The sequence below is a fragment of the Bradyrhizobium brasilense genome, assembly GCF_029714345.1.
GTDB lineage: Bacteria > Pseudomonadota > Alphaproteobacteria > Rhizobiales > Xanthobacteraceae > Bradyrhizobium > Bradyrhizobium australafricanum.
This window is the reverse complement of sequence record NZ_CP121669.1, coordinates 3,990,550-4,009,765: the sequence shown is the minus strand read 5'-3', so window position 1 is coordinate 4,009,765 and position 19,216 is coordinate 3,990,550. Positions and strand designations below refer to the sequence as shown.

General features: G+C 60.3%; 16 protein-coding genes. 10 read left to right on the top strand and 6 right to left on the bottom strand.

Translation table 11 applies throughout. The annotated features are described in order from the left end of the window. Positions 1-87 precede the first annotated feature (87 nt). On the top strand, positions 88-1,179 hold the full coding sequence (locus tag QA635_RS18655; protein ID WP_283070919.1) for a beta family protein: 1,092 nt from the start codon (positions 88-90) through the stop codon (positions 1,177-1,179). On the opposite strand, the gene QA635_RS41790 is transcribed toward QA635_RS18655, so the two are convergent. Then, a complete protein-coding gene (locus QA635_RS41790) occupies positions 1,124-1,705 on the bottom strand; it encodes a sce7726 family protein (protein ID WP_425249192.1) in 582 nt (193 codons plus the stop codon). The two genes, QA635_RS18655 and QA635_RS41790, sit on opposite strands and share 56 nt — an antisense overlap. Positions 1,706-2,241: 536 nt before the next feature. Here QA635_RS41790 and QA635_RS18645 point away from each other — a divergent pair. From QA635_RS18645 to QA635_RS18630, 4 genes are all read left to right on the top strand, one after another. Further along, entirely contained in the window at positions 2,242-2,754 is a 513-nt protein-coding gene (locus QA635_RS18645) for a hypothetical protein (protein WP_283070915.1), read from the top strand. A 318-nt stretch (positions 2,755-3,072) separates the two neighbouring features. Beyond that, on the top strand, positions 3,073-4,086 hold the full coding sequence (locus QA635_RS18640; protein ID WP_283070914.1) for a COG3904 family protein: 1,014 nt from the start codon (positions 3,073-3,075) through the stop codon (positions 4,084-4,086). A gap of 289 nt (positions 4,087-4,375) precedes the next feature. Next, entirely contained in the window at positions 4,376-5,029 is a 654-nt protein-coding gene (locus tag QA635_RS18635; RefSeq protein ID WP_283070912.1) for a hypothetical protein, read from the top strand. A gap of 338 nt (positions 5,030-5,367) precedes the next feature. Continuing rightward, a complete protein-coding gene (locus QA635_RS18630; protein ID WP_283070910.1) occupies positions 5,368-5,985 on the top strand; it encodes a hypothetical protein in 618 nt (205 codons plus the stop codon). Between the two features lie 1,260 nt (positions 5,986-7,245). Here the strand turns inward: QA635_RS18630 and QA635_RS18625 are convergent. Further along, positions 7,246-8,007: an IS5 family transposase gene (locus QA635_RS18625; protein WP_283070908.1), complete on the bottom strand. Its 762-nt coding sequence runs from the start codon at positions 8,005-8,007 to the stop codon at positions 7,246-7,248. 439 nt (positions 8,008-8,446) lie between these two features. Between QA635_RS18625 and QA635_RS18620 the strand changes: the two genes are divergently transcribed. From QA635_RS18620 to QA635_RS18600, 5 genes are all read left to right on the top strand, one after another. Continuing rightward, positions 8,447-9,334, top strand: coding sequence for a haloalkane dehalogenase (locus QA635_RS18620; protein WP_283070906.1), 888 nt, complete (start codon positions 8,447-8,449; stop codon positions 9,332-9,334). A 160-nt stretch (positions 9,335-9,494) separates the two neighbouring features. Further along, complete coding sequence (locus tag QA635_RS18615) at positions 9,495-10,373, top strand: DUF427 domain-containing protein (RefSeq protein ID WP_283070903.1); 879 nt, start codon at positions 9,495-9,497, stop codon at positions 10,371-10,373. A 36-nt stretch (positions 10,374-10,409) separates the two neighbouring features. Beyond that, a complete protein-coding gene (locus QA635_RS18610) occupies positions 10,410-12,173 on the top strand; it encodes an MOSC and FAD-binding oxidoreductase domain-containing protein (protein ID WP_283070901.1) in 1,764 nt (587 codons plus the stop codon). A 117-nt stretch (positions 12,174-12,290) separates the two neighbouring features. Next, entirely contained in the window at positions 12,291-12,746 is a 456-nt protein-coding gene (locus tag QA635_RS18605; protein ID WP_283070899.1) for a VOC family protein, read from the top strand. A 104-nt stretch (positions 12,747-12,850) separates the two neighbouring features. Continuing rightward, positions 12,851-13,705: an alpha/beta fold hydrolase gene (locus QA635_RS18600; protein ID WP_283070897.1), complete on the top strand. Its 855-nt coding sequence runs from the start codon at positions 12,851-12,853 to the stop codon at positions 13,703-13,705. 185 nt (positions 13,706-13,890) lie between these two features. On the opposite strand, the gene QA635_RS18595 is transcribed toward QA635_RS18600, so the two are convergent. From QA635_RS18595 to QA635_RS18580, 4 genes are all read right to left on the bottom strand, one after another. Beyond that, positions 13,891-14,460 (bottom strand): TMEM175 family protein, encoded by a 570-nt coding sequence (locus QA635_RS18595; protein WP_283070896.1) that lies wholly within the window; start codon positions 14,458-14,460, stop codon positions 13,891-13,893. Between the two features lie 122 nt (positions 14,461-14,582). Beyond that, positions 14,583-15,080 (bottom strand): YkgB family protein, encoded by a 498-nt coding sequence (locus QA635_RS18590; RefSeq protein ID WP_283070894.1) that lies wholly within the window; start codon positions 15,078-15,080, stop codon positions 14,583-14,585. Positions 15,081-15,988: 908 nt separating this feature from the next. Then, entirely contained in the window at positions 15,989-17,359 is a 1,371-nt protein-coding gene (locus QA635_RS18585; RefSeq protein WP_283070892.1) for an HlyD family type I secretion periplasmic adaptor subunit, read from the bottom strand. An 8-nt stretch (positions 17,360-17,367) separates the two neighbouring features. Next, positions 17,368-19,059, bottom strand: a complete 1,692-nt coding sequence (locus QA635_RS18580) for a type I secretion system permease/ATPase (protein ID WP_283070889.1) — start codon at positions 19,057-19,059, stop codon at positions 17,368-17,370. Between the last annotated feature and the right edge of the window lie 157 nt (positions 19,060-19,216).

Genomic DNA, 19,216 nt, shown 5'->3' with positions numbered 1-19,216 from the left:
GATGCCATTGTTCCGACGAAATTGGCCACCAGATCTGGCATTAGAGGAAGAAAAAAGTGTCAACGTTATCTTCTTTGGAGCCAAAACGTGTTCAATCACAATCACTATGTCCCGATTCTGAAGTGGAAGATGGGCGAATATCAAGCGCTCAGCCGACTGTCTGACCCGGTGAAGGCCAAGATCACGCCGTTGCTCGAGATCCCGCCGGTAGGCTTCGATTTCGAGACACAGACCAACAAGGAGACGTTGGACTCCCACATCGGCGACTTTGGCAAGCGCTTGAAGTCAAAGTGGCAGGCCCGGCCCTGCTTCGTGGACCTGAAATACGTTTCCTTGAGTCCGATCTGTGCTGGCGGCAAGCACTGCGTCGAGGTGCTTTTTGACACGGCCCGTGCCGAGGGATGCGTCGCCATCCCCGTCGTGAGCCTGCGAAGCGATCCCGCGTTTATTGCAGCCGTTGGTGCTGTCGCGCGACAGGACCGCAACGGCGTCTGCCTCCGGCTCTACTTGCCTGATTTTGATCGCGCCAACCTCACGAACGACATTGAGAGCCTGCTTCGTCAGGTAGCGGACGGGTGGGGATACTGCGATCTGGTCGTCGACCTCGAGGCGCAGACCTACATCCCAATGACGGTGTTCGTCACCATCATGCAGACCTTGCTGTCCAAGGTGCCGGCACTGAACCGCTGGCGCACTGTGACCATTGCCGGAACATCCTATCCTGCCACGGTCGCCGGCATTCAATCGCCGTCGTTCATCCCGCGCATGGAGTGGCAGTCCTACAAGGCGCTGCTGCCGACGCTGGGCAGCGGCGGCCGTATCCCGACGTTTGGCGACTACGCCGTCGCACATCCTGACCCGATCGAGCTCGACATGCGCCTGGTGAAGCCGTTCGCCAAGATGCGCTACACGATAACGGACTACTGGTACTACGAAAAAGGCGCACAGGTGCGATCGCACGGGTTTGGCCAGTTCCAGTCCATGTGCGCAACCATCATGGCGCAGCCGTGGTACTCAGGGGCCCACTTCTCGGCTGGCGATGCCTACATCGCCGACTGCGCCGCGGGCAAGGTCGCGACGGGCAATCTGTCGACATGGGTGTGGGTGTCGACGAACCACCATCTTACGAAGGTGGTCGATGACCTCGCCATCGCGCACGGTCTTTCAGCTGCTGCCTGATCGTCACCCGCAGCTCCTGCAACGGCATAAGCCCCACGAGGTGCCTGTAGAGGGCACCTCGCGGCTGCCGCAAGGTCTTCGGCGCGACACCACGGGCGGCCAGGATGGCGATGACTTCTGGACGCCAGAGCAGCTCGGCCAGCGCGAGTGGATCGATCGCGGGATTCATTCGAACAGGCTGCACAGCCTCGAAATCGATGCCTCCGCGAGGTCCGGCGCAGACGACCTTGATGCCCCACCAATCAGGCAAATGCGCCTTCGCCTTCTCGACGTGCCGCTCACCAACAACCAAGGTCGCTCGGTCCAGCACCTTGCCGTAGATCTCGACCTGACTCGGGAGTCGATCGAGAGTGTCGGCGTCACTCTTGATCTCATAGCCGTGAAGGAAGCCATTCACGACGGCGATGTCGACGCGGCACGTCCCATGGCGAAGTCCCAGCTCATCGAGCACGAGAGTATCGGGCTGACCATGGTGCTCTCGCAGCACCTTGCCGTGCAGAGCCCTGCGGACGTCCTTGTCGCGCATCAGCAACGGCCGTTTTCCTGCTGAGCAGGGTTCGGCTCTGGAAGGCTGAGAATCTGCTTTGTTAATCGACATAACGGCATCCTAACGCGCACGGCGATTGGATTGCCACGCAACAGCGGACGTCTGATGCAGAATTCGCGAGACAGAGTCAATTCGGTCACAACGCGGGGCGGTTCCAACGGACGATGCTGTCGTCGCTTATGACAACGGCCGCTCGGGCGTTACACCGTGCGGCCGTTGTTGGCACTGGTAATTCCGTCGCCGCTGAAACTAATGCAGCGCGCACGTGAGTCGTTCCAGCCCTAATCGGCGGACATCACGAACCGACGGCGCCTGCGGCGATCGACAAGCTGTCGCTACCGCGCGTCAGGCCCCCGAGCCGGTGGCCGTCGCCGGTGTAGTCGGCGCAGACCCCGCCTCCGCCCGTGGCAATCGCCTGCCTTGCGCGCCGATTGCGGCGCGTAGTTTCGGGCCGGCCACCGGTTCGCAGTGCTCACGGTCCGTTGTCTCTCCCCACACACCCTGCTCTGATCTTCATGGCCTTCGGGCAAGCTCAGGCTCGGCTCGTTGTCGTGGAGCTCGGCGTCGTTCAGGGACGGCCCGGAATCGGCGTGCGCCCCACACAGGGAGGGCTCGCGATCGCAACCGGGATCCCCTTCCCGATCATCACGGTTGCCGGCAGCCCAGCCGGTCTGATCGCCGAGCGCCGAGCCATAGAGGCCCGGCGCCGGGTGCGCTTCGACTGCGCCGAGCGTTGGCTCGAGGTCGGAGTCCGGCTCCGTCTCATCGAGGAAGGCGAGCAGCCGCTCGATCTCGACCATGGCTTCGCGGCGCAGGCGCCCGAGCGCGGCAAAGAGCTGCTGGGGGGAAATGTCGGTCTTGAAATAGAGCTTACCAGCGGGGCGCCGCTGGGCGTTGTGACGTCGTGGTCTTCATGGAGGTCTCTGGAATTACCCTCTTCTCACGGCCGGGCGCCTTGGCACCGGGAGGGTGAGAACATCGCCAGAGACGATGTGCCACGGCCTTTACCCCGAAGGGGTGTTGCATAGCCATGGCACTCCCGGCATAGCGAGCCGGTCGCGCCGACGGCACATCGGCACGTTCGCTTCGTTGGCGGAAATGATCCCGGCAAGGATCGCCCTGCCAACGCTCTGGTGCCAATCGAGGCCGGGCAAGGCCCATCGGCGGGGATTCTCACGCTCCGCTGCCCGTCTCACCGAATCGCTGAAGAATCTACCCCCTCTTGGGGTGAACTCCGGCGCGCCTCGGCGTCCTGCCCCGAAAGTATCCCCGCGGAACTGTTGTGAACGGGCTTGCCTGCGCTTTTTAGTTGCGGGAAGATCGAAGGGTTTATTGGGGCGTTTTTCATGAGTGCGATACGGATTGCCGGCGCGGCTGCCTACGGCTTCGCGGCGGTTTTCTTGACCATCCAGGCCGGTCACTCCGCGGAGGTCAAAGTCGGCGTCGGCAAATCAGGTCAGGCGACCATCTGGATCACCGGCGAGATCGTGCCGGGCGATGCCGACAGATTTTCAGCTGCGGTGAAGCAGGCAAACGACAGCGGCAAGTACGTCGCGAACGTCCGGCTCGATTCTCCCGGCGGCAACTTGCTCGAGGGAGCGAAGATCGCTGACGCGATCAGGTTCGGCAAAATGTCGACTAATGTTGGGAAGACAGCGTTCTGCGCGTCGGCCTGCTTCCTCATGTTCGCGGCCGGATCACAGAAGAACGTCAGCTACGGCGCTCAAATCGGGGTTCACGGCGCCTCCGGTGAAAATGGAGAAGAGACGGTTGCCTCTGGGGCGGCAACAGTCTCCATGGCCAAGATGGCAAAGGAACTCGGAGTGCCGCCGGCGATCATCGGCAGGATGGTGGTCACCGCGCCGAGCGACATGGTCTGGCTTACCCCGCAGGACCTGCAATCGATGGGCACGACAATGATGGGCAAGCCCAGCCAAGTCGCCGCGAATCCTCCGCCCGTGTCTCTGGAGCCGGGTCAGATGGCGAGACAAACGCCCCAACAGACACGGCCTAGCGATCCGATGAGCCTCGCGCCAACTTCGAAATCGCCGCCGACATGGGATGACTTCGTCACGCAGGTGGTTCTGCTGTCCGCTCGGCAAAACGGCGGGAAGGCAAACAGCATGAGGACCTGCCAACCTGAGTTGAAGGTCTGTTTCAACGGCGTCTGGTTCAAGATGGACGGAACAGACGCGATGATCAAAGTCACGAAAGATATGAACGACAGGATCATTCACAGGGAGTTGTGCACCTTCAACAGCTCCTTCGACATCCGGACCTGCATGGATTGGGACACCGAGAAAAAGCACCGCGATATGAAGGATGCTAACGGCGACTGGTCCAAGGTGGCTGACGAGTAAGTAGGACTTGACCACAATAAACATACGCCCAACGATGCTCTGCCCGTGTGGCAGCCGCTCGGTTTCGGTCTCCTGCTGCTATGACAAGACGGACGGAAAATTTCGGAAGCGAGTCCCGTCGATCGTGCCGCCAGCTCCAGCCACCGGTTACGCTCACCCCGGTTGCTATCTCCGGGGAACGAACGATTGCTCCACGAAAATTAGTGGCGAACACTATTTCTCTGCAAACATCCTGGAGCAGATCAGTAAGCTTTCAGGGTTGGGAGGAGCAGCTCTCCAGATATCTGGCATGCCGTGGCAGGCGCCAGGTGCCACCCAAGGCCTTCCAATCTCAGCGATGGTCGCGAATATCTTATGCGAGCGGCACAACAATGCGCTTTCACCTCTGGATGCGGAAGCCGGCCGATTCTTTTCAATTCTGGCTGGGATCGAGGCCAACGAGGGGCGTGCTTATCGACATCCGCTTATCGATCTCGTCAGCGGCACCGTCATTGAAAAATGGATGCTGAAAGTAGCCTGCGGGCTCTACTATTCCGTCGGAGCTCAGGATGGAAAGAAACTTCGCGGTTCACACTCGATCGACGTCGCGAAAGCCGAGAAGGCACTATTCCACGACATTTGGGATGACCGGGCCGGCTTATACTTCGTGGTTCCTGCAGATGCCGTAGTTAGGGCCGGCATCAACAACAGCTATATCGCCCCCCTCACCGACCATCGCAGGTTCGGCGGGGCACGAGTCAGCATGTTGGGTTTTGAACTAGACCTTGTGTTTAACACTGCAGATACGAACCCGTCCGCTTGGACTAGCGTCATCCATCGTCCTGGCGAGTTGATGTTCTCGAGCGATAAGCGAACTCACCATTTGCTCGTGAGTTGGCCGCCCGGATTCCCGAGTCCGATAATCAATTTCGGCACGACGCCGCGGCCAATCTCTCGGCATTGAGGCCTCTTGAAAACTGCGGTAACCAGCGGTTACCTCCGCCATCCCATTGCCAAGGCGCCCCGATAAGGGACGGCGTGCGAATGCATTCCCTCTAGCGCTTCCTCTTCGTTCTCGCCGCTACCGCAGCCGTCGACGGCACCACCTATTTCGTGCTGCGATTTATTTTCGCGAGCTTAGGCAGCCTCACGTGCCGATCAACGCGGTCGCAGGCAAAATCCTCGGCCCTGTCGGCGCGCCTGCCTTCAATGCCAAGCTCATGATCATCTTGGTGGTCGGAGGGTCGCCATTGCGACGTCGAATGATATATGTCGGATGCTCACGCCGACATGGAGACTCAAATGTCACGACGTCGCGCACGCGTTTGCCTCCAGGATGGGTTGTTTCTCAATCTACAGTGGTTGGTAAAGAACAACTTTGTTCAACTCAACGGCACTCCTAGCGAGGCACGCACGATCAATTGGACCAAACAGAATGCGGGCGTGGTAGCTTCGGCCTCTATCCGCGTTATATCTGTTGATGAAGGTGAGAGTCTGCTGCAAGTTTTGATCGACGACATCTCGCAAGAGATTGAGCTTTTGGCACAGCCGAGGAATTTCGGTGGTCAACAGTGGTATTTCGTTTGTCCCGTTACAGGTCGCCTTGCATCGGTGGTCTGGAAGCCACCAGGTGCAAGCCAATTCGCAAGCCGACACGCTTGGCCGTCCAAAGTTGCGTATCTCTCTCAGTTTAGAACCTCGATTGACCGCGCTCATGCTGGCAAGGCGAAAATCAGGGCGCGCCTGTCGAGCAATTGCGCGCCAGAGAATTGCATTCCGCCTCCCCGGCCGAAAGGAATGAGGCTGCGGACCTACAATCGATTGACATCGCGCTTCACGGGTTATCAGGCGAAACTAGACAGAGGATTGACAGACTTGTCATCCAAATGGTTGTCGAGATATGCAAGAGATTTCGAATAGCTTTGATGGCGCTCAACGTGCTTGCTCCTAAAGGCACATTCGAGGCCCGATCAGCCGAGCTTCTCTGCCCGCCGAGAGACTTAAGTGGCATGCTCGCAGGGTACAGGTAGGTGCTGACCTTTAGGGATGGTGCACCTAAGGATCAGAGATCGCCCGGGTGATCCCTCAGCGGCGTGGTCCCGGCTTAGTCGTCACCACAAGCAATCGACGGCGGCTCTTCTGCAGTGCGGCTGCTCCCATACCAGCACGCTTGAGCCGGCACATGGATTAGCAATCTGAGTACCGAGATGGCCTACAGTCGTCACTTCCAGTGCTAAGCAGGGAAGGAGGCGGTGGCGGCAGGACGGCCTGTAGAGCTATTGAAGCAGCCATCAAGGCGATCGAGATCGCAATATTTCTAACAAGTTCTTTGAATGAGGATGATTGAAGAGCCCTGGCCAAACCTAGACAGTCGAGGATCGCATATCCAAGCAACGCGATGGAGGCAAGGAACAAGCCTCCGCCGAGCCAGAAACTCACGTAGCCGCCAACCGGGGTGAAGAGAAGTAGGACGCCTACGACCCCGCTAGCAGCAATTGTTTTAAGAAGCGTAATCGGGCTTATCCGCATTGCCCCTCTCTCCTCTCGCACTTCTGGCCTTACACTACCTGCCGATATCGCTACTTTTCGAGCCCGATACGGAACGACTTGCCAGAGCGAAATGTAGCGCGGATTCTGTCACTGCGCGCATTTTGAGAGCGACCGCATAGCCCTCGCCCACATTCGTGAGGGTATTTCGAGCAGGTTCTTGGGCCAAAAACACCCTTGGCTCCTAAAGCGCAAATCGGGGGGCTTTCAATCTTCAGTGCGTCGCGAGGGCGTCTGTCCCAATCACGATCGACCTCGACGCCCGTCGAGAAACCTAACGCGCCCTCGTGCCACGCAGTCGGGTGCCGACTTTTTAGATGGGCTGTTGAGTACCAACAGATTGGAAAGTCGCTCCACGTGGCCTCTTAGCGGCACCGATGCCCAGTTCAGCGCGCAATCTCGTTCGTGGGCCCACTCCGAGCCGGCCCTTGGTCGCCTCCTCCATCCGGTCCGCGCAGGATGCTGCCGATCTCCCGTAGCCTCGCACCGGCCTCCGGATGATCAAACCGGTGCCGCACGCTCGTAGCTCATTGCAAACAAAGCAATTTTTCGCCTGCTGCCTTCTCGTGGACCCATGCTTGGACCTAACGCGTCGTCGATCCTGCTTACCGACGAGGCAAGGAACTTCGTTTGCTATGGCGCGGACTCATTAGCGCGTAACCAAATTCGGATTGAGGCGAGTTTGACGAACGCCAAATAGTTGGCTGCGAGCTTGTCATATCGGGTTGCGACACGCCGACATTGCTTGATCTTGTTGAAGAACCGTTCGACGAGATTTCGCGCACGATAGAGATACGGACTGAAGCAGATCGGGTCCTTGCGATTTCGTTTCGGCGGAATGTTCGCCCACGCTCCTTGCTGTCGAGCAAGCTCCCTGATCCAGTCCGCATCGTATCCGCGATCCGCCAGTAACATTGTCTTCGGAAGCAATGCACCCAGAAGAACGGAGCACAACCGATTGTCGTGCGCCTCACCGGGCGTGATGGCTAGATGGACCGGCAGGCCATTGGCATCCACCACCGCGTGAATCTTGCTTGTCAGGCCCCCTCGCGAGCGGCCCATATGCTGGTGATTGTTGTTCGAGATGCATGCTCCATGCTGGTGCACGCGCACGACGGAGGTATCGATCATCTGCATCGCAGCGTCATGACCGGCGGCCAGCGCAGCCATGATCTGGTCCCAGACGCCCGCCCGCCGCCAGCGAACGAAGCGATTGTAACAGGTGGTGCGAGGACCGTAGGTCTCTGGCAAGTCGCGCCACGGTGCACCTGAACGGAGTACCCAAAAGATACCATTGAGCACGCGACGGTCATTTACCCGGCGAACTCCGCGCGGCTTGTTGGGCAGCATCGGCTTGATGGTGGTCCATTCGTAATCGCTGAGTTCGTAACGCATGATTCGAGGCTCCGGTTTGGGAGCTTGAATCACGGCCCAGGCAGCGCCGCCATGACTATTGCGTTGCCGCTAATGCCCTGAATTCACTTCCGCTTCCGGCGGCATAGCGGACTTGCCGGGACTTGCCACTGGCTCGACCCGGTCACTAATGACCCAGAACGGTCGTTAGGCACGCGCTTCTTGTCGAGGAACCTTGCCGCCGGATCTGTGTTCGAGATTGTTGGCGGGGCTCGAACGTCAAACCCATGGGGAGCGCATGGGACTGTGTTGGCAACGAAGTTCGCTCTCAACAGGTTGAAGCGGCCAGCTCCTCGCGCCCGAACTGCTGCCTCTAAAGTCCGTTGTACGGCGAGCCATTGCGCCAGCGAAGTTGCGTACCGACTGAGAAGGTCTGCCGTCAGCAAAGACTTCTTAGTCAGCTAATCCGGGAGAAGCGAACATGATCTCTGCGGCATTTCCGTACCAAAAGCAGCGGCGGCGGGTCCTCGGCAGCGAGATGGCGTATGTGGAGGTTGGAGAGGGCGACCCCATCGTGCTGCTGCACGGTAATCCCACCTCGTCGTACCTCTGGCGCAACGTGTTGCCGCACCTGCAGCCACTAGGCCGCTGTATCGCCCCCGACCTGATCGGCATGGGCGATTCCGGCAAGCTGCCTAACAGTGGTCCGGGCTCGTATCGCTTTGTCGAGCACCGCCGCTACCTCGACGCTCTGCTCGAGGCCCTGGATGTGCGAGAGCGGGTCACCCTGGTCATCCATGACTGGGGCTCGGCCCTCGGCTTCGACTGGGCCAACCGCCACCGCGACGCCGTGAAGGGTATCGCGTACATGGAGGCGATCGTCGGGCCGCAGAACTGGGACCACTGGGACAAGTTCGGAATGCGTCACGCCTTGCAGGGACTGCGTTCCGAGGCCGGCGAGGAGATGGTGCTGCGAGACAACTTCTTCATCGAGAAGATCCTGCCGGCGGCCATCCTGCGCGCCCTCTCCACCGAGGAGATGGCGGAGTACCGGCGGCCGTTCGCCGAGCCCGGCGAGGGACGGCGGCCGACGCTGACCTGGCCCCGGCAGATTCCCATCGAGGGCGAGCCCGCCGACGTGACTGCGATCGCGAAGGCTTACGCGGATTGGCTGGCGCAGAGCAATATACCCAAGCTGTTCCTGAAGGCCGAGCCTGGCGGGATCCTCGCTCAAACCGCGGAGCTCGACTTGGCCCGCAGCTTCCCTACGCAGGCCGAGGTGACGATCGCGGGGCGCCATTTCGTTCAGGAGGATTCGCCCGACGAAATCGGACGGGCTATCGCTGGCTGGATGGGGGCGTTAGGCTAACTGGGTTACCGTAGCTGTCATTCGGTACGCTGCTCCATTCGATCACCTCCGTAGGGACGGGCGAGCGCCAAAGCCAAGGCGAGAATCGCCATCCTCTCGTGGAACATTGACGCCAGATTGGCGTTTCAGAGCCTCGATCATCAAACCCATGGAGAAAACCATGGGACTGTCCTGGCAACAAGGTCCGCTCTCAACGGGAGCAATCGGCCGGTTCCTGGTGCCCGAACCGCTGCCCAAGAGACTGCTGTACGTCGAGCGGTTGCGCCGGCGTATGCGCGTCCGCTTTGGGGGAACCTGGATCGCCGATAGCGAGAATGCCCTCCTGCTCTTCGAACCAGGCCGCTATCCGGTCGCCTACTTCCCGGAGACCGACATTTCCCCACGCGTCCTTGAACGCACCGAGCATACCACCCAACACGCCGATCTCGGGCTCACGTCCTGGTACAGCGTCCGGGCCGACGAGCAGCACGTCGCACCGCGAGGGGCGTGGCAGCACACCACTCTTCCTCCCCATGCGAGCGAACTGCAGGCTCGCGTTGCGTTCGCCTGGCGGGCTATGGACGCCTTCTACGAAGAAGACGAGCGAATCGTGGGCCATGCCGCTGACCCCTACCACCGCATCGATATTCGCCAAGCCTCCCGTAACCTCGTGGTGCGCCATGGTGACCGGATCATCGCCGATACCAAGCGGCCGCTCGTCCTCTACGAGTCCGGCTTCGCACCGCGCTGGTACGTTCCACGCGCCGACATCGACGAGTCCGCCCTCACTCCCGTGAAACTCCAGACCTTCTGCCCATACAAAGGGCTCTGCAGCTACTACTCCATCGATGAGGCCCGTCTGGCGGCATGGTGGTATCCTGACGCCTATCCCGAGGTCCGCCGCATCTCCAACCTGGTGTCATTCGAACCGGATATCGTCTCGGTCCATCTCGATGGCACCCAGCTTCATCTCGAGCCGGGCCAGTCGGTGGTTGCGCACGGCCCAGATCGCAACATCGACGTCTCCGAAGTGGTCCGTGAGCCAGGTGGCGGCGGCTAGGAAGCACCTTCGGTCCCCGTCAAAGTGGAGCAGGACATGGCGCGACTGCTGTCGGTGAACGTCGGACTTCCGCGTGATATCGAATGGAAGGGCCGCACTGTACACACCGGGATCTGGAAAAATCCCGTGCGTGGCCGTTGTCGGGTCGGCCGGTTGAAGTTGGATGGAGACGGTCAAGGCGACCTGAGCGGCCACGGGGGTGCGCAGCGAGCCGTCTTCGTCTACCAGATCGAATCGTATCGCTACTGGCAGGAGCAGTTGAAGAGGACCGACCTCGTCCATGGACAGTTCGGCGAGAACTTCACGATTGAGGGATTACCCGACGATACGGTTTGCATCGGCGACCGTTATCAAATCAGCAGTGCACTGTTCGAGGTCACTCAGCCCCGCGTGACCTGCTATCGGGTCGGCATTCGGATGAATGAACCGCGGATGCCGGCATTGCTGACATCCAGCGGCCGTCCGGGGTTCTACTTCCGCGTCCTGCAGGAAGGCGAAGTAGGCGCCGGCGACGAAATCGTGAAGGTAGGAGAGGCGAATGAGCGAATGACGGTCGCAGAGATCAACGCGCTTCTCTATTCGCCCAATCATCCACGCGATCGATTGGAGCGCGCCTTGCGGATCGAGGCGCTTTCGCCCGGATGGCGCGTGTCGCTTGAGGCGTTACTGCAGAGTCAGACGACTGGCGCGGGAAGCGGCAACGCAGGGCTCGCGCCGGCAGCGGCTTCGCATCCGGTTGCACCAGGATTTCAGCCGCTCGCGGTGGCCGCAATCGATCAGGAGTGCGCGGACGTCCTCTCCATTTCGATGCGAGATCGGGACGGTCAGCCGCTGAAGGCGGCGCTGCCCGGCCAGTACGTCGTCTTGCGTCTTCGACCGAGCGACAGCGGGCCGCCACTCTTCCGCAGCTACTCGCTCTCGGGTCCTCTCTCGACAGAGCACTATCGGATCGGCGTGAAGATCGAGCCGAATGGAGCGGGTGGAAACTACCTGCGGGAGCATGTCCGCGTGGACGACGTTCTCGACGTCAGTTCGCCGCGTGGAAGCTTCATCCTGCAATCCGGAGAGCGGCCCGTGGTGTTGCTCAGCGCGGGAATCGGGGCGACGCCTGTGCTGGCGATGCTGTACGCGCTGGCGGCAGCCCGCTCGACACGGGAGGTCTTGTGGCTGCACACGGCTCGCGACCGGCAGCATCATCCATTCGCCGCCGAGGTTCGCCGCCTCATGCCAGCCCTCACCCACGGCCGTAGCTATGTTTGTTACAGTCGGCCGGGCTCGCAGGACAAGATGGGCCAGGATTTCGATGCCACCGGTCACCTGTCGCGATCGGTCTTCAACGAGGTCGGCATCCCGCAAGACGCGGATGTCTATCTCTGCGGGCCGACTCGCTTCATGGCAGATATGAAAGAGGCGCTCGCAGCCTTGGACGTGGCGCCGGATCGGATTCACGTCGAGATCTTCAACGGCAGCGAGTCGATGACTCCTGGTGTCGTCGGCGCAGCGACGCGAGCTCCACATCTGCCCAGGGCCGACGCCAGCACCGGTCCGCTGGTATCGTTCGCGAGGAGTGGCATCGCCGTACACTGGAAGGCGTCAGCCTATCAGAGCATTCTGGAACTCGCCGAGGCGTGCGACGTCCCGGTCCGTTGGTCGTGCCGGACCGGTGTTTGTCACAACTGTGAGAGCGGTTTGGTTTCGGGCGAGGTCGCCTATGGACCGCAGCCACTCGAGAAGCCTGCTGACGGCAACCTTCTCGTTTGCTGCTCCCAACCGGTTCGTGACGTCGTCATCGACTTGTGAATCCTGGCCGGGTTTCGATTTCCGACTGAGGGACCGCCACAATCGCTTGGAGTAGGAGCCGGCCGCAAGTGGAAGATCAGGGCGGCGAGCATCAAACCGAAGAGGAGTCGCGGCGCGATGAACACAACCAGCACAGCAGCCGTGAAACTCTCAATTGAGGTGATCACGTTGCCGGTGAGCGACGTCGAACGAGCGCTGCGGTTCTATGCCGACCAGGTTGGCTTCACGCTTGACGTCGACTATTCGCCGAATGACGCGTTCCGCGTCGTGCAGCTCACTCCGCCGGGCTCGAGCTGCTCGATACAAATCCGTCGCGGAGTCACCGATGCGCCCGTCGGATCAGTTCGCAATGTCTATCTCGTCGTGACCGACCTTGAAGCTGTGCGGAGCTACCTACTCGAACGTGGGGTCAAAGTCAGTGAGGTCCGGCACAAGACACCCATTGATGCCTGGGACGGAGGTTTCGCACCCGGGCTCGACCCCACCCGCAGGGATTACGCCAGCTTCGCCGACTTCTTGGACCCGGATGGCAACAGCTGGGTGCTCCAGGAACGGGGTTACCGGAACGTGTGACGTATTGGGGACGCTTCGCGACGTCGACCATGCGCGGCGTAGCAGAAACACCAAGGAGGAGTTGGGGACGGATTCAGCCCCACTAGAGAATGAAAGGAGTTCCCATGCGTGCAGTCACCTACCGGAAGGTCGATGTCGATGGCATAGGAGTATTCTATCGCGAAGCCGGGCCGAAGGACGCGCCAACGATACTGCTGTTGCACGGCTTCCCCACCGCCAGCCACATGTTTCGCGATCTCATCCCCCTCCTCGCGGATCAGTTTCGCCTCGTTGCTCCCGACCTGCCGGGGTTTGGGCAGTCCGACATGCCGGCGCGGAGCGCCTTCGTCTACACATTCGAGAATATCGCGAACGTCATCGATCACTTCACCGAATTGATCGGCCTCCATCGCTTCGCGATTTACGTCTTCGACTATGGTGCACCCGTCGGCTTTCGCCTCGCCGTTCGGCATCCGGATCGCATCACCGCAATCATCTCACAGAATGGCAACGCGTATGAGGAGGGGTTGAGTGAGGGCTGGAGTCCCGTTCGGAATTATTGGCAAGAGCCGTCCCCATCCAACCGAGAAGTGCTCCGCAGCTTCCTGGCACCGGAGACGACGCGCTGGCAGTATACGCACGGTGCGCCTGACGTGACTGCGATTTCCCCGGACGGCTATTCGCTCGACAACTTCTATTTGACCCGCGCCGGCGCCGGCGAGATTCAGTTGGATCTGTTGGGCGACTACAAGAGCAACGTCGCGCTGTATCCGACTTTCCAAAACTACTTCCGGACTCACCAGCCACGTTTCCTGGCTGTCTGGGGAGAACACGATCCCTTTTTCCTGCCAAGCGGTGCCGAGGCGTTCAAGCGCGATATTCCCGGAGCCATGATCCATTTCGTCGAAACGGGCCACTTCGCGCTCGAGACCCACGCGCGGGAGATCGCGGCAAAGATCCGCGACTTCTTGGCACTTTGAATCTGCAACGACATTGTTCCGGGTTCGCATTGGAACATGTTGGACGACGCGAAGGCGCTGCAGCGTCGTCTCTCGGATGACGCCCTCAAGACCGTTATGCGTGGCGCCGATAAGACACCATAGCCTGCATCAAAGTTGCGGCAGAACGACCTGGAATAGCTACGTCTGCTCGGTGTGTAGCGAGCCTAAGTCGGTTCTGGCCTCAGATAGACGATGAGACAGCAGATGCAGATTCCAAGGCCGACAAGTGGGTACCTCAGCGCCACGACTGATGCCGCCCCGAAGAGGCACAATGTCGTCAGCGACCGCACCCGCATGATCCTGCGCACCTTTGGTGGGATGTCCCCGTGTGGCGTCCGATCGATGAGCTCCCAGATCAGCGCGACATAGGTCGCGTTCACCAGAAAGAAGACCGCCGCGTAGAAGGCCACCGGCTGCGGCGCGAGTTCGCTCACCGCCATCCATGCCGTGGAGAGCGGAAGCAAGGACATCGAAAACAAATGCGCAAAATTGAACCACAAGAGGCTCGGCGTAGCCTCATTGGCGTAGCGGATCAGGTGGTGGTGATTGACCCAGACGATCGCGATGAAGACGTAACTCACCGCATAACTCAGCCACGTCGGCCAGAGAGCCAGCAACGCTTCGAAAGTGGGCTGCTCGGGTGGTCTCAGTTCCAACACCAGCACTGTGATGAGCACGGCGAACACACCGTCGGAGAACGTGCTCAGTCGCTCCGGTGTCGCTCTTTGCAGCACGGTCCGCCCTCCTGTCGCGCGAAGGTAGGCAAGGTTTGCAGAGCAAGCTGTCTGCGTCAATCGGCCAGCGGCTGCGCACGGGGCCGCAGGTCGAGCACCGAATCCAGAACGTCAGCGACCGTCTAGGTTGTCCGTGATTTTACAACAGTCTGCGGCAAAGATGCCAGGAACAGCACGGCGCAGACACAAAGTAAGACGATATCCTTGAAAAGAAACTCGCCAGTCAGATTCCATGCCATTGGGTCGGTCGACAAGCTCCATTTCACTACCCCCGGCGTCGTGAAGAAGAATGACCACGTGATCGCAAAGGTGACCACGCCCATCAGCGAACCGGCAGCTGACAAGATTGGGATGAAAGCGCCTACCGCAAGCAGCGCTGCAATGGCAAATTCGACAACGCCGAGGAAATACGCTTCTCCCCTGAGGCCGAATAGCGATAACCACGAAATGAACGGACTATTGTTGATGAACTGCGCGATACCTTGAGCGGACTGCAACGTGAATTTTTGCATGCCAAAGGATACGAAGACGACAACCATGACCCATCGAAGGATAGCTAGTAGACGATAAGACCCGCCTCCGTTCTCCGCGACATTGAAGGCCTTTTTCAAGTGATTCATTTCATCCTTCCCGGTAGAGATTGAAGTTGGGACTGGCGCGCAGATGCGCGCGTTCCTTAGAGTTCCTACGCATGGGCAGCGGCGTCGTTACGTTGATCTGCAGTTCCCCGGCTCACAATGATGTGCTCGCGGGATGGACACTTTTCGCAGACCGGGGAAGCTGCGCGCTCCCGTTAGTCAATCGAACCCAAGGCCATGCAGCATGGCGATTTGCAGGAAGACTAGTCGAGCGACTTCCCTGTCGTCTAACCGCAAGAACGCAGATCCATTTGATGCGCCTATTGACGGTGGATTGGGCGAACACCGCGCCAGCCTTGGCTGACCGTTTCTGGCCCGTCGCGTCATTTCGCGGCGATGCGGAATTTGATCGCTACCGGAGCACAGCGGAATCTTGCGCCGTCAGCTCGGCAGCTTTATGGGTTCACGGCCTAGCTGCTGCATGGCCCCGCGGCAAGCTTGCCCCGGATCTGTCGGCGCCGCCGATAACCTGCTGCTCTCTTCGTCGGTGAGCTGCGCGTGAAGTTTCTGAATCTCGAAATTTCGCTCGAGCGGGGACATCATTCTTGCCTAGACCTGCTCTGCCAATGTCTTGCGAAGGACGTTCTCCCGGTCGAGCGGCTCTGGAAGCGGCAACAGCGGCCGGACGAGCTCCGTCGCCTTGATCACGCGGGACGCCCGCTCCACCGCCTGCGCGATCTCGTCGGAAAAGCGCGGTGGCGGTCAGGACACAGAGCGAACCAACGAGCGCACACCGGACACTGTCGCTCAGATCCGGCGGCGTCACCGGGCGCGCCATGGACGCCGGCGCCAGCGTTGAGTGCAGCTGTCGATCAGCTCGGCACGGCCGTGGTTGCCCGCCCCCTTCTTGCCTGACCGACCTGAACGATTCCGAAGTCCCGTTCGTGCGATCACTTCTGCCGGAACGCATGATTGAACGACATAATGAGCGGCCCGACGATATAATCAAACGCAGTTCGCTGAACCGTCGGGATCATCACCGTTGCAGGCATTCCCGGGTAAAGATGAATGTTCGGCAAGGCCGCGAGCTCGTTCTGGTCGATCCGAACAAACGCCGTGTAATATGGATTATTGGTCTTGGGATCCGTCAAGCGGTCCGCCGAGACCAGGATGACGTCGCCATGAATGATCGGAACTATACGCTGTTTGTAGGCGGTCAGGTGGACTTCAGCGCGGGTGTTCGGATGCACATCGCTGATATCTTCAACCGCCACCTGCGCCTCGATTGTCAGCGAGTCCTCATCAGGCACTATGTCCAGAATTTTGTCGCCGCGCTGGATCACCCCACCGACGGAGAACACATTGAGCCCGACCACGCGTCCGGTATAGGGCGCGCGAATTTCCATCCGGCCCAGCACAGCCTTGGCGTTCATCGCCTTCGGGATGACCTCGAGGAGCTTGGCTTGCGTGTCGCGAAGATCCTTTGTGACGTCAGTCATCCGGTCATTGTCAAACTGGGCGATCTGCTGCTCCTGCTCCGCAATCGCCTGTCGCGCCTTGGCGATGCTGGCGTTTGCATCGGCGATCTGGCCTTCCAGGCCGTACGCGGTCCGTTCCAGCTGCAGGATGCGCGGACGGGCGATCAGCCCCCGCTCGACGAGCGGAGCGATATCCTTGGCCTCTTTGCGTACTGAGTCGATCTGGTTGGTGAACGACTTCACCTGCGCTTCCGAGCCGACGATTTGCGAGCCCAGCTGATTGATCTTCTCGCGAACGACGCTTCTTTGCCCTTCGAGTGACGCCCGGCGGGTATCAAACTGACTGACCTGTCCGTTCCAGACGCTTTTGAAATAGGGATCGTCAGAGCGCGCTTTCAGATCTGGTGGCATGACAAGCTGGGAGCCATGGTCAAGCTCGGTCAGCAGCCGGACTTCCGTTGCGCGCAGCACGGCATATTGCTGCGTCAGCACCTCATGTTCGGCGCGAGCCTGGGTCTCGTCCAGGACGATCAGCAGGTCGCCTGCGAGCACCCTGTCACCCTCCCTGACGTGCAATTCCTTGACGATGCCGCCATCGAGGTGCTGAAGGCTCTTGCGGTTGCCATCGACCTTCACGACGGCGTTGGCGACCACGGCCCCGTTGAGAGGCGCGGTAACCGCCCAGGTGCCGAGACCGAAGAAAAAGATCGCGATGATCAGCCAGCCCGCCAGCGCAATGCTCCGAATGGAATCGTTTGGCGTCCCATCCTTGTTGGCAAGTTCCCTACGGCGTAGAACCACGCCCGGACGCATCGATAGATCGGCAAGATCAAGCAATGACATGACGTCTCCTAGCCTGCCGCCTCTCGAACGGCCGGTACCGGCACGGGACGTGTTAGACGCGACAGGACTTCATGGCGTGCGCCAAACATCTCGACAACGCCGTCACGCAACACGAGAAGTTTATCGGCCACCCCGATCGTTGCCGGTCGATGCGAAATGATGACTACCGTCGTTCCGCGCTTCTTCAGCTCCGTGATGCACTCCGCGAGTGCGGCGTCACCTTCCGAGTCGAGGTTCGAGCTCGGCTCGTCAAGCACGACCAGGCTCGGATTGCCGTAGACCGCGCGTGCGAGGCCGATGCGCTGGCGGTAGCCGCCGGACAGGATCGCTCCTCCCTCCCCGACCTGGGTGTCGTAGCCGTCGACGAGCCGCAGGATCATTTCGTGCACGTCGGCCATTCGCGCCGCCAGAATGATGTCCTTGTCGTCTCCGTCCTTAAACCGACAAATATTGGCTGCCACTGTATCGGCAAACAGCTCGATATCCTGCGGCAAATAGCCGAGATGCTCGCCGAGCGACGACCTGATCCAGCTCGAAACGTCCGACCCGTCGAGGCGGACGGCACCCGCGGATGGCGCCTGAACGCCAACGATATGGCGCGCCAGCGTGGATTTGCCGGCACCCGAAGGGCCGATAATCCCCAGCACTTCGCCCGGTTCGACCTGGAAGGTGACACCGCGCAGAATGGGCCTCGATGTTCCAGGCACAGCAAAGGACAGCCCTTCTACGGAAAGGCGGCCTTCAGGCCGCGGCAGCGTCAGTCCTGATTGGCGCGGCGGATTGACGGCCAACAGCTCCCGCACCCGAAGGAATGCGCCCCGGGCCGAGACAAGACTGCGCCAGGATCCGACGATCTGTTCGATCGGCTGCAAGGCGCGGCCGAGCAGGATGCTGGCGGCAAACATGGCACCGGCGGTGGTCATCCGCTCGATCACCAGATAGGCGCCAAGACCGAGGATCAGGGACTGCATCGAGAGTCGCAAGAAACGAATCAGGCTCTGCATTGCCGCCGCGCGATCGCTAGCGGCAACCTGGCGCTCGAGCATGCGGTCGCGGTCGCGGCTCCAGCGCTTCAGCAGACCAGCGGTCATCCCCATTGCGCGCACCACCTCAGTGTTGCGCAGGCTCATCTCCGTGAAACTGTAGTTTCGATTTGCCGCCTCTCCGGATTCGGAGAGTGGAGGCTTCACGATCCATTCATTGAGAAAGGCCATCAGCACCAGAATGATCGAAGAGGCTAATGCAAAGGCGCCCAGGAACGGGTGCAGGCAAAAGATCACCGCGATATAGATCGGTGACCACGGCAGATCGAAGACAGCGTTAATTCCCGACCCGGTGATGAACTGACGGAACGTATCAAAATCGCGCAGGAGCTGGCTGCGCGCGCCGCCGATTTTTGCTGAATGGTCGATGATTGCGGTCATCACCCGCGGTGCGATCTTGCGATCGAAGCGAATGCTGGTGCGTGTCAGCACGCGTGCGCGTACCGCGTCGAGACCTGCGAGTGCGATGAACGCCAGCAACAATGCGAGGGTCAGCATCAGCAAGGTGATCTCGCTAGCACTCGAGATCACGCGGTCGTAGACCTGCAACATGTAGAGCGGGCCAGCGAGGTAGAGCAGGTTAATGGCTAGGCTGAATATGGCCGCGGTGACAAAATAGCTCCGGCAGGCTTGCAGCGACTGCCGGAATTCGTCCACCTTTCTACGGGGGATACTCACGCGGAAATTGGCCGGAGCCACCCTCTAAACATGATCGCCGGCCCCTGGGCAGCAGCCGAGAGATCCAAATAAATCAGTCATCCAATCCCCCCATTTAGCATGGCCGACAGCCGCCTTGATAGCCGCCGCCGCCGCA

Coding starts and splice junctions, on each gene's coding strand:
- QA635_RS41790 (WP_425249192.1), bottom strand. CDS start 1,705: ATGCGCGACAAGGACGTCCGCAGGGCTCTGCACGGCAAGGTGCTGCGA.
- QA635_RS18645 (WP_283070915.1), top strand. CDS start 2,242: ATGGCCTTCGGGCAAGCTCAGGCTCGGCTCGTTGTCGTGGAGCTCGGC.
- QA635_RS18640 (WP_283070914.1), top strand. CDS start 3,073: ATGAGTGCGATACGGATTGCCGGCGCGGCTGCCTACGGCTTCGCGGCG.
- QA635_RS18635 (WP_283070912.1), top strand. CDS start 4,376: ATGCCGTGGCAGGCGCCAGGTGCCACCCAAGGCCTTCCAATCTCAGCG.
- QA635_RS18630 (WP_283070910.1), top strand. CDS start 5,368: ATGTCACGACGTCGCGCACGCGTTTGCCTCCAGGATGGGTTGTTTCTC.
- QA635_RS18625 (WP_283070908.1), bottom strand. CDS start 8,007: ATGCGTTACGAACTCAGCGATTACGAATGGACCACCATCAAGCCGATG.
- QA635_RS18620 (WP_283070906.1), top strand. CDS start 8,447: ATGATCTCTGCGGCATTTCCGTACCAAAAGCAGCGGCGGCGGGTCCTC.
- QA635_RS18615 (WP_283070903.1), top strand. CDS start 9,495: ATGGGACTGTCCTGGCAACAAGGTCCGCTCTCAACGGGAGCAATCGGC.
- QA635_RS18610 (WP_283070901.1), top strand. CDS start 10,410: ATGGCGCGACTGCTGTCGGTGAACGTCGGACTTCCGCGTGATATCGAA.
- QA635_RS18605 (WP_283070899.1), top strand. CDS start 12,291: ATGAACACAACCAGCACAGCAGCCGTGAAACTCTCAATTGAGGTGATC.
- QA635_RS18600 (WP_283070897.1), top strand. CDS start 12,851: ATGCGTGCAGTCACCTACCGGAAGGTCGATGTCGATGGCATAGGAGTA.
- QA635_RS18590 (WP_283070894.1), bottom strand. CDS start 15,080: ATGAATCACTTGAAAAAGGCCTTCAATGTCGCGGAGAACGGAGGCGGG.
- QA635_RS18585 (WP_283070892.1), bottom strand. CDS start 17,359: ATGTCATTGCTTGATCTTGCCGATCTATCGATGCGTCCGGGCGTGGTT.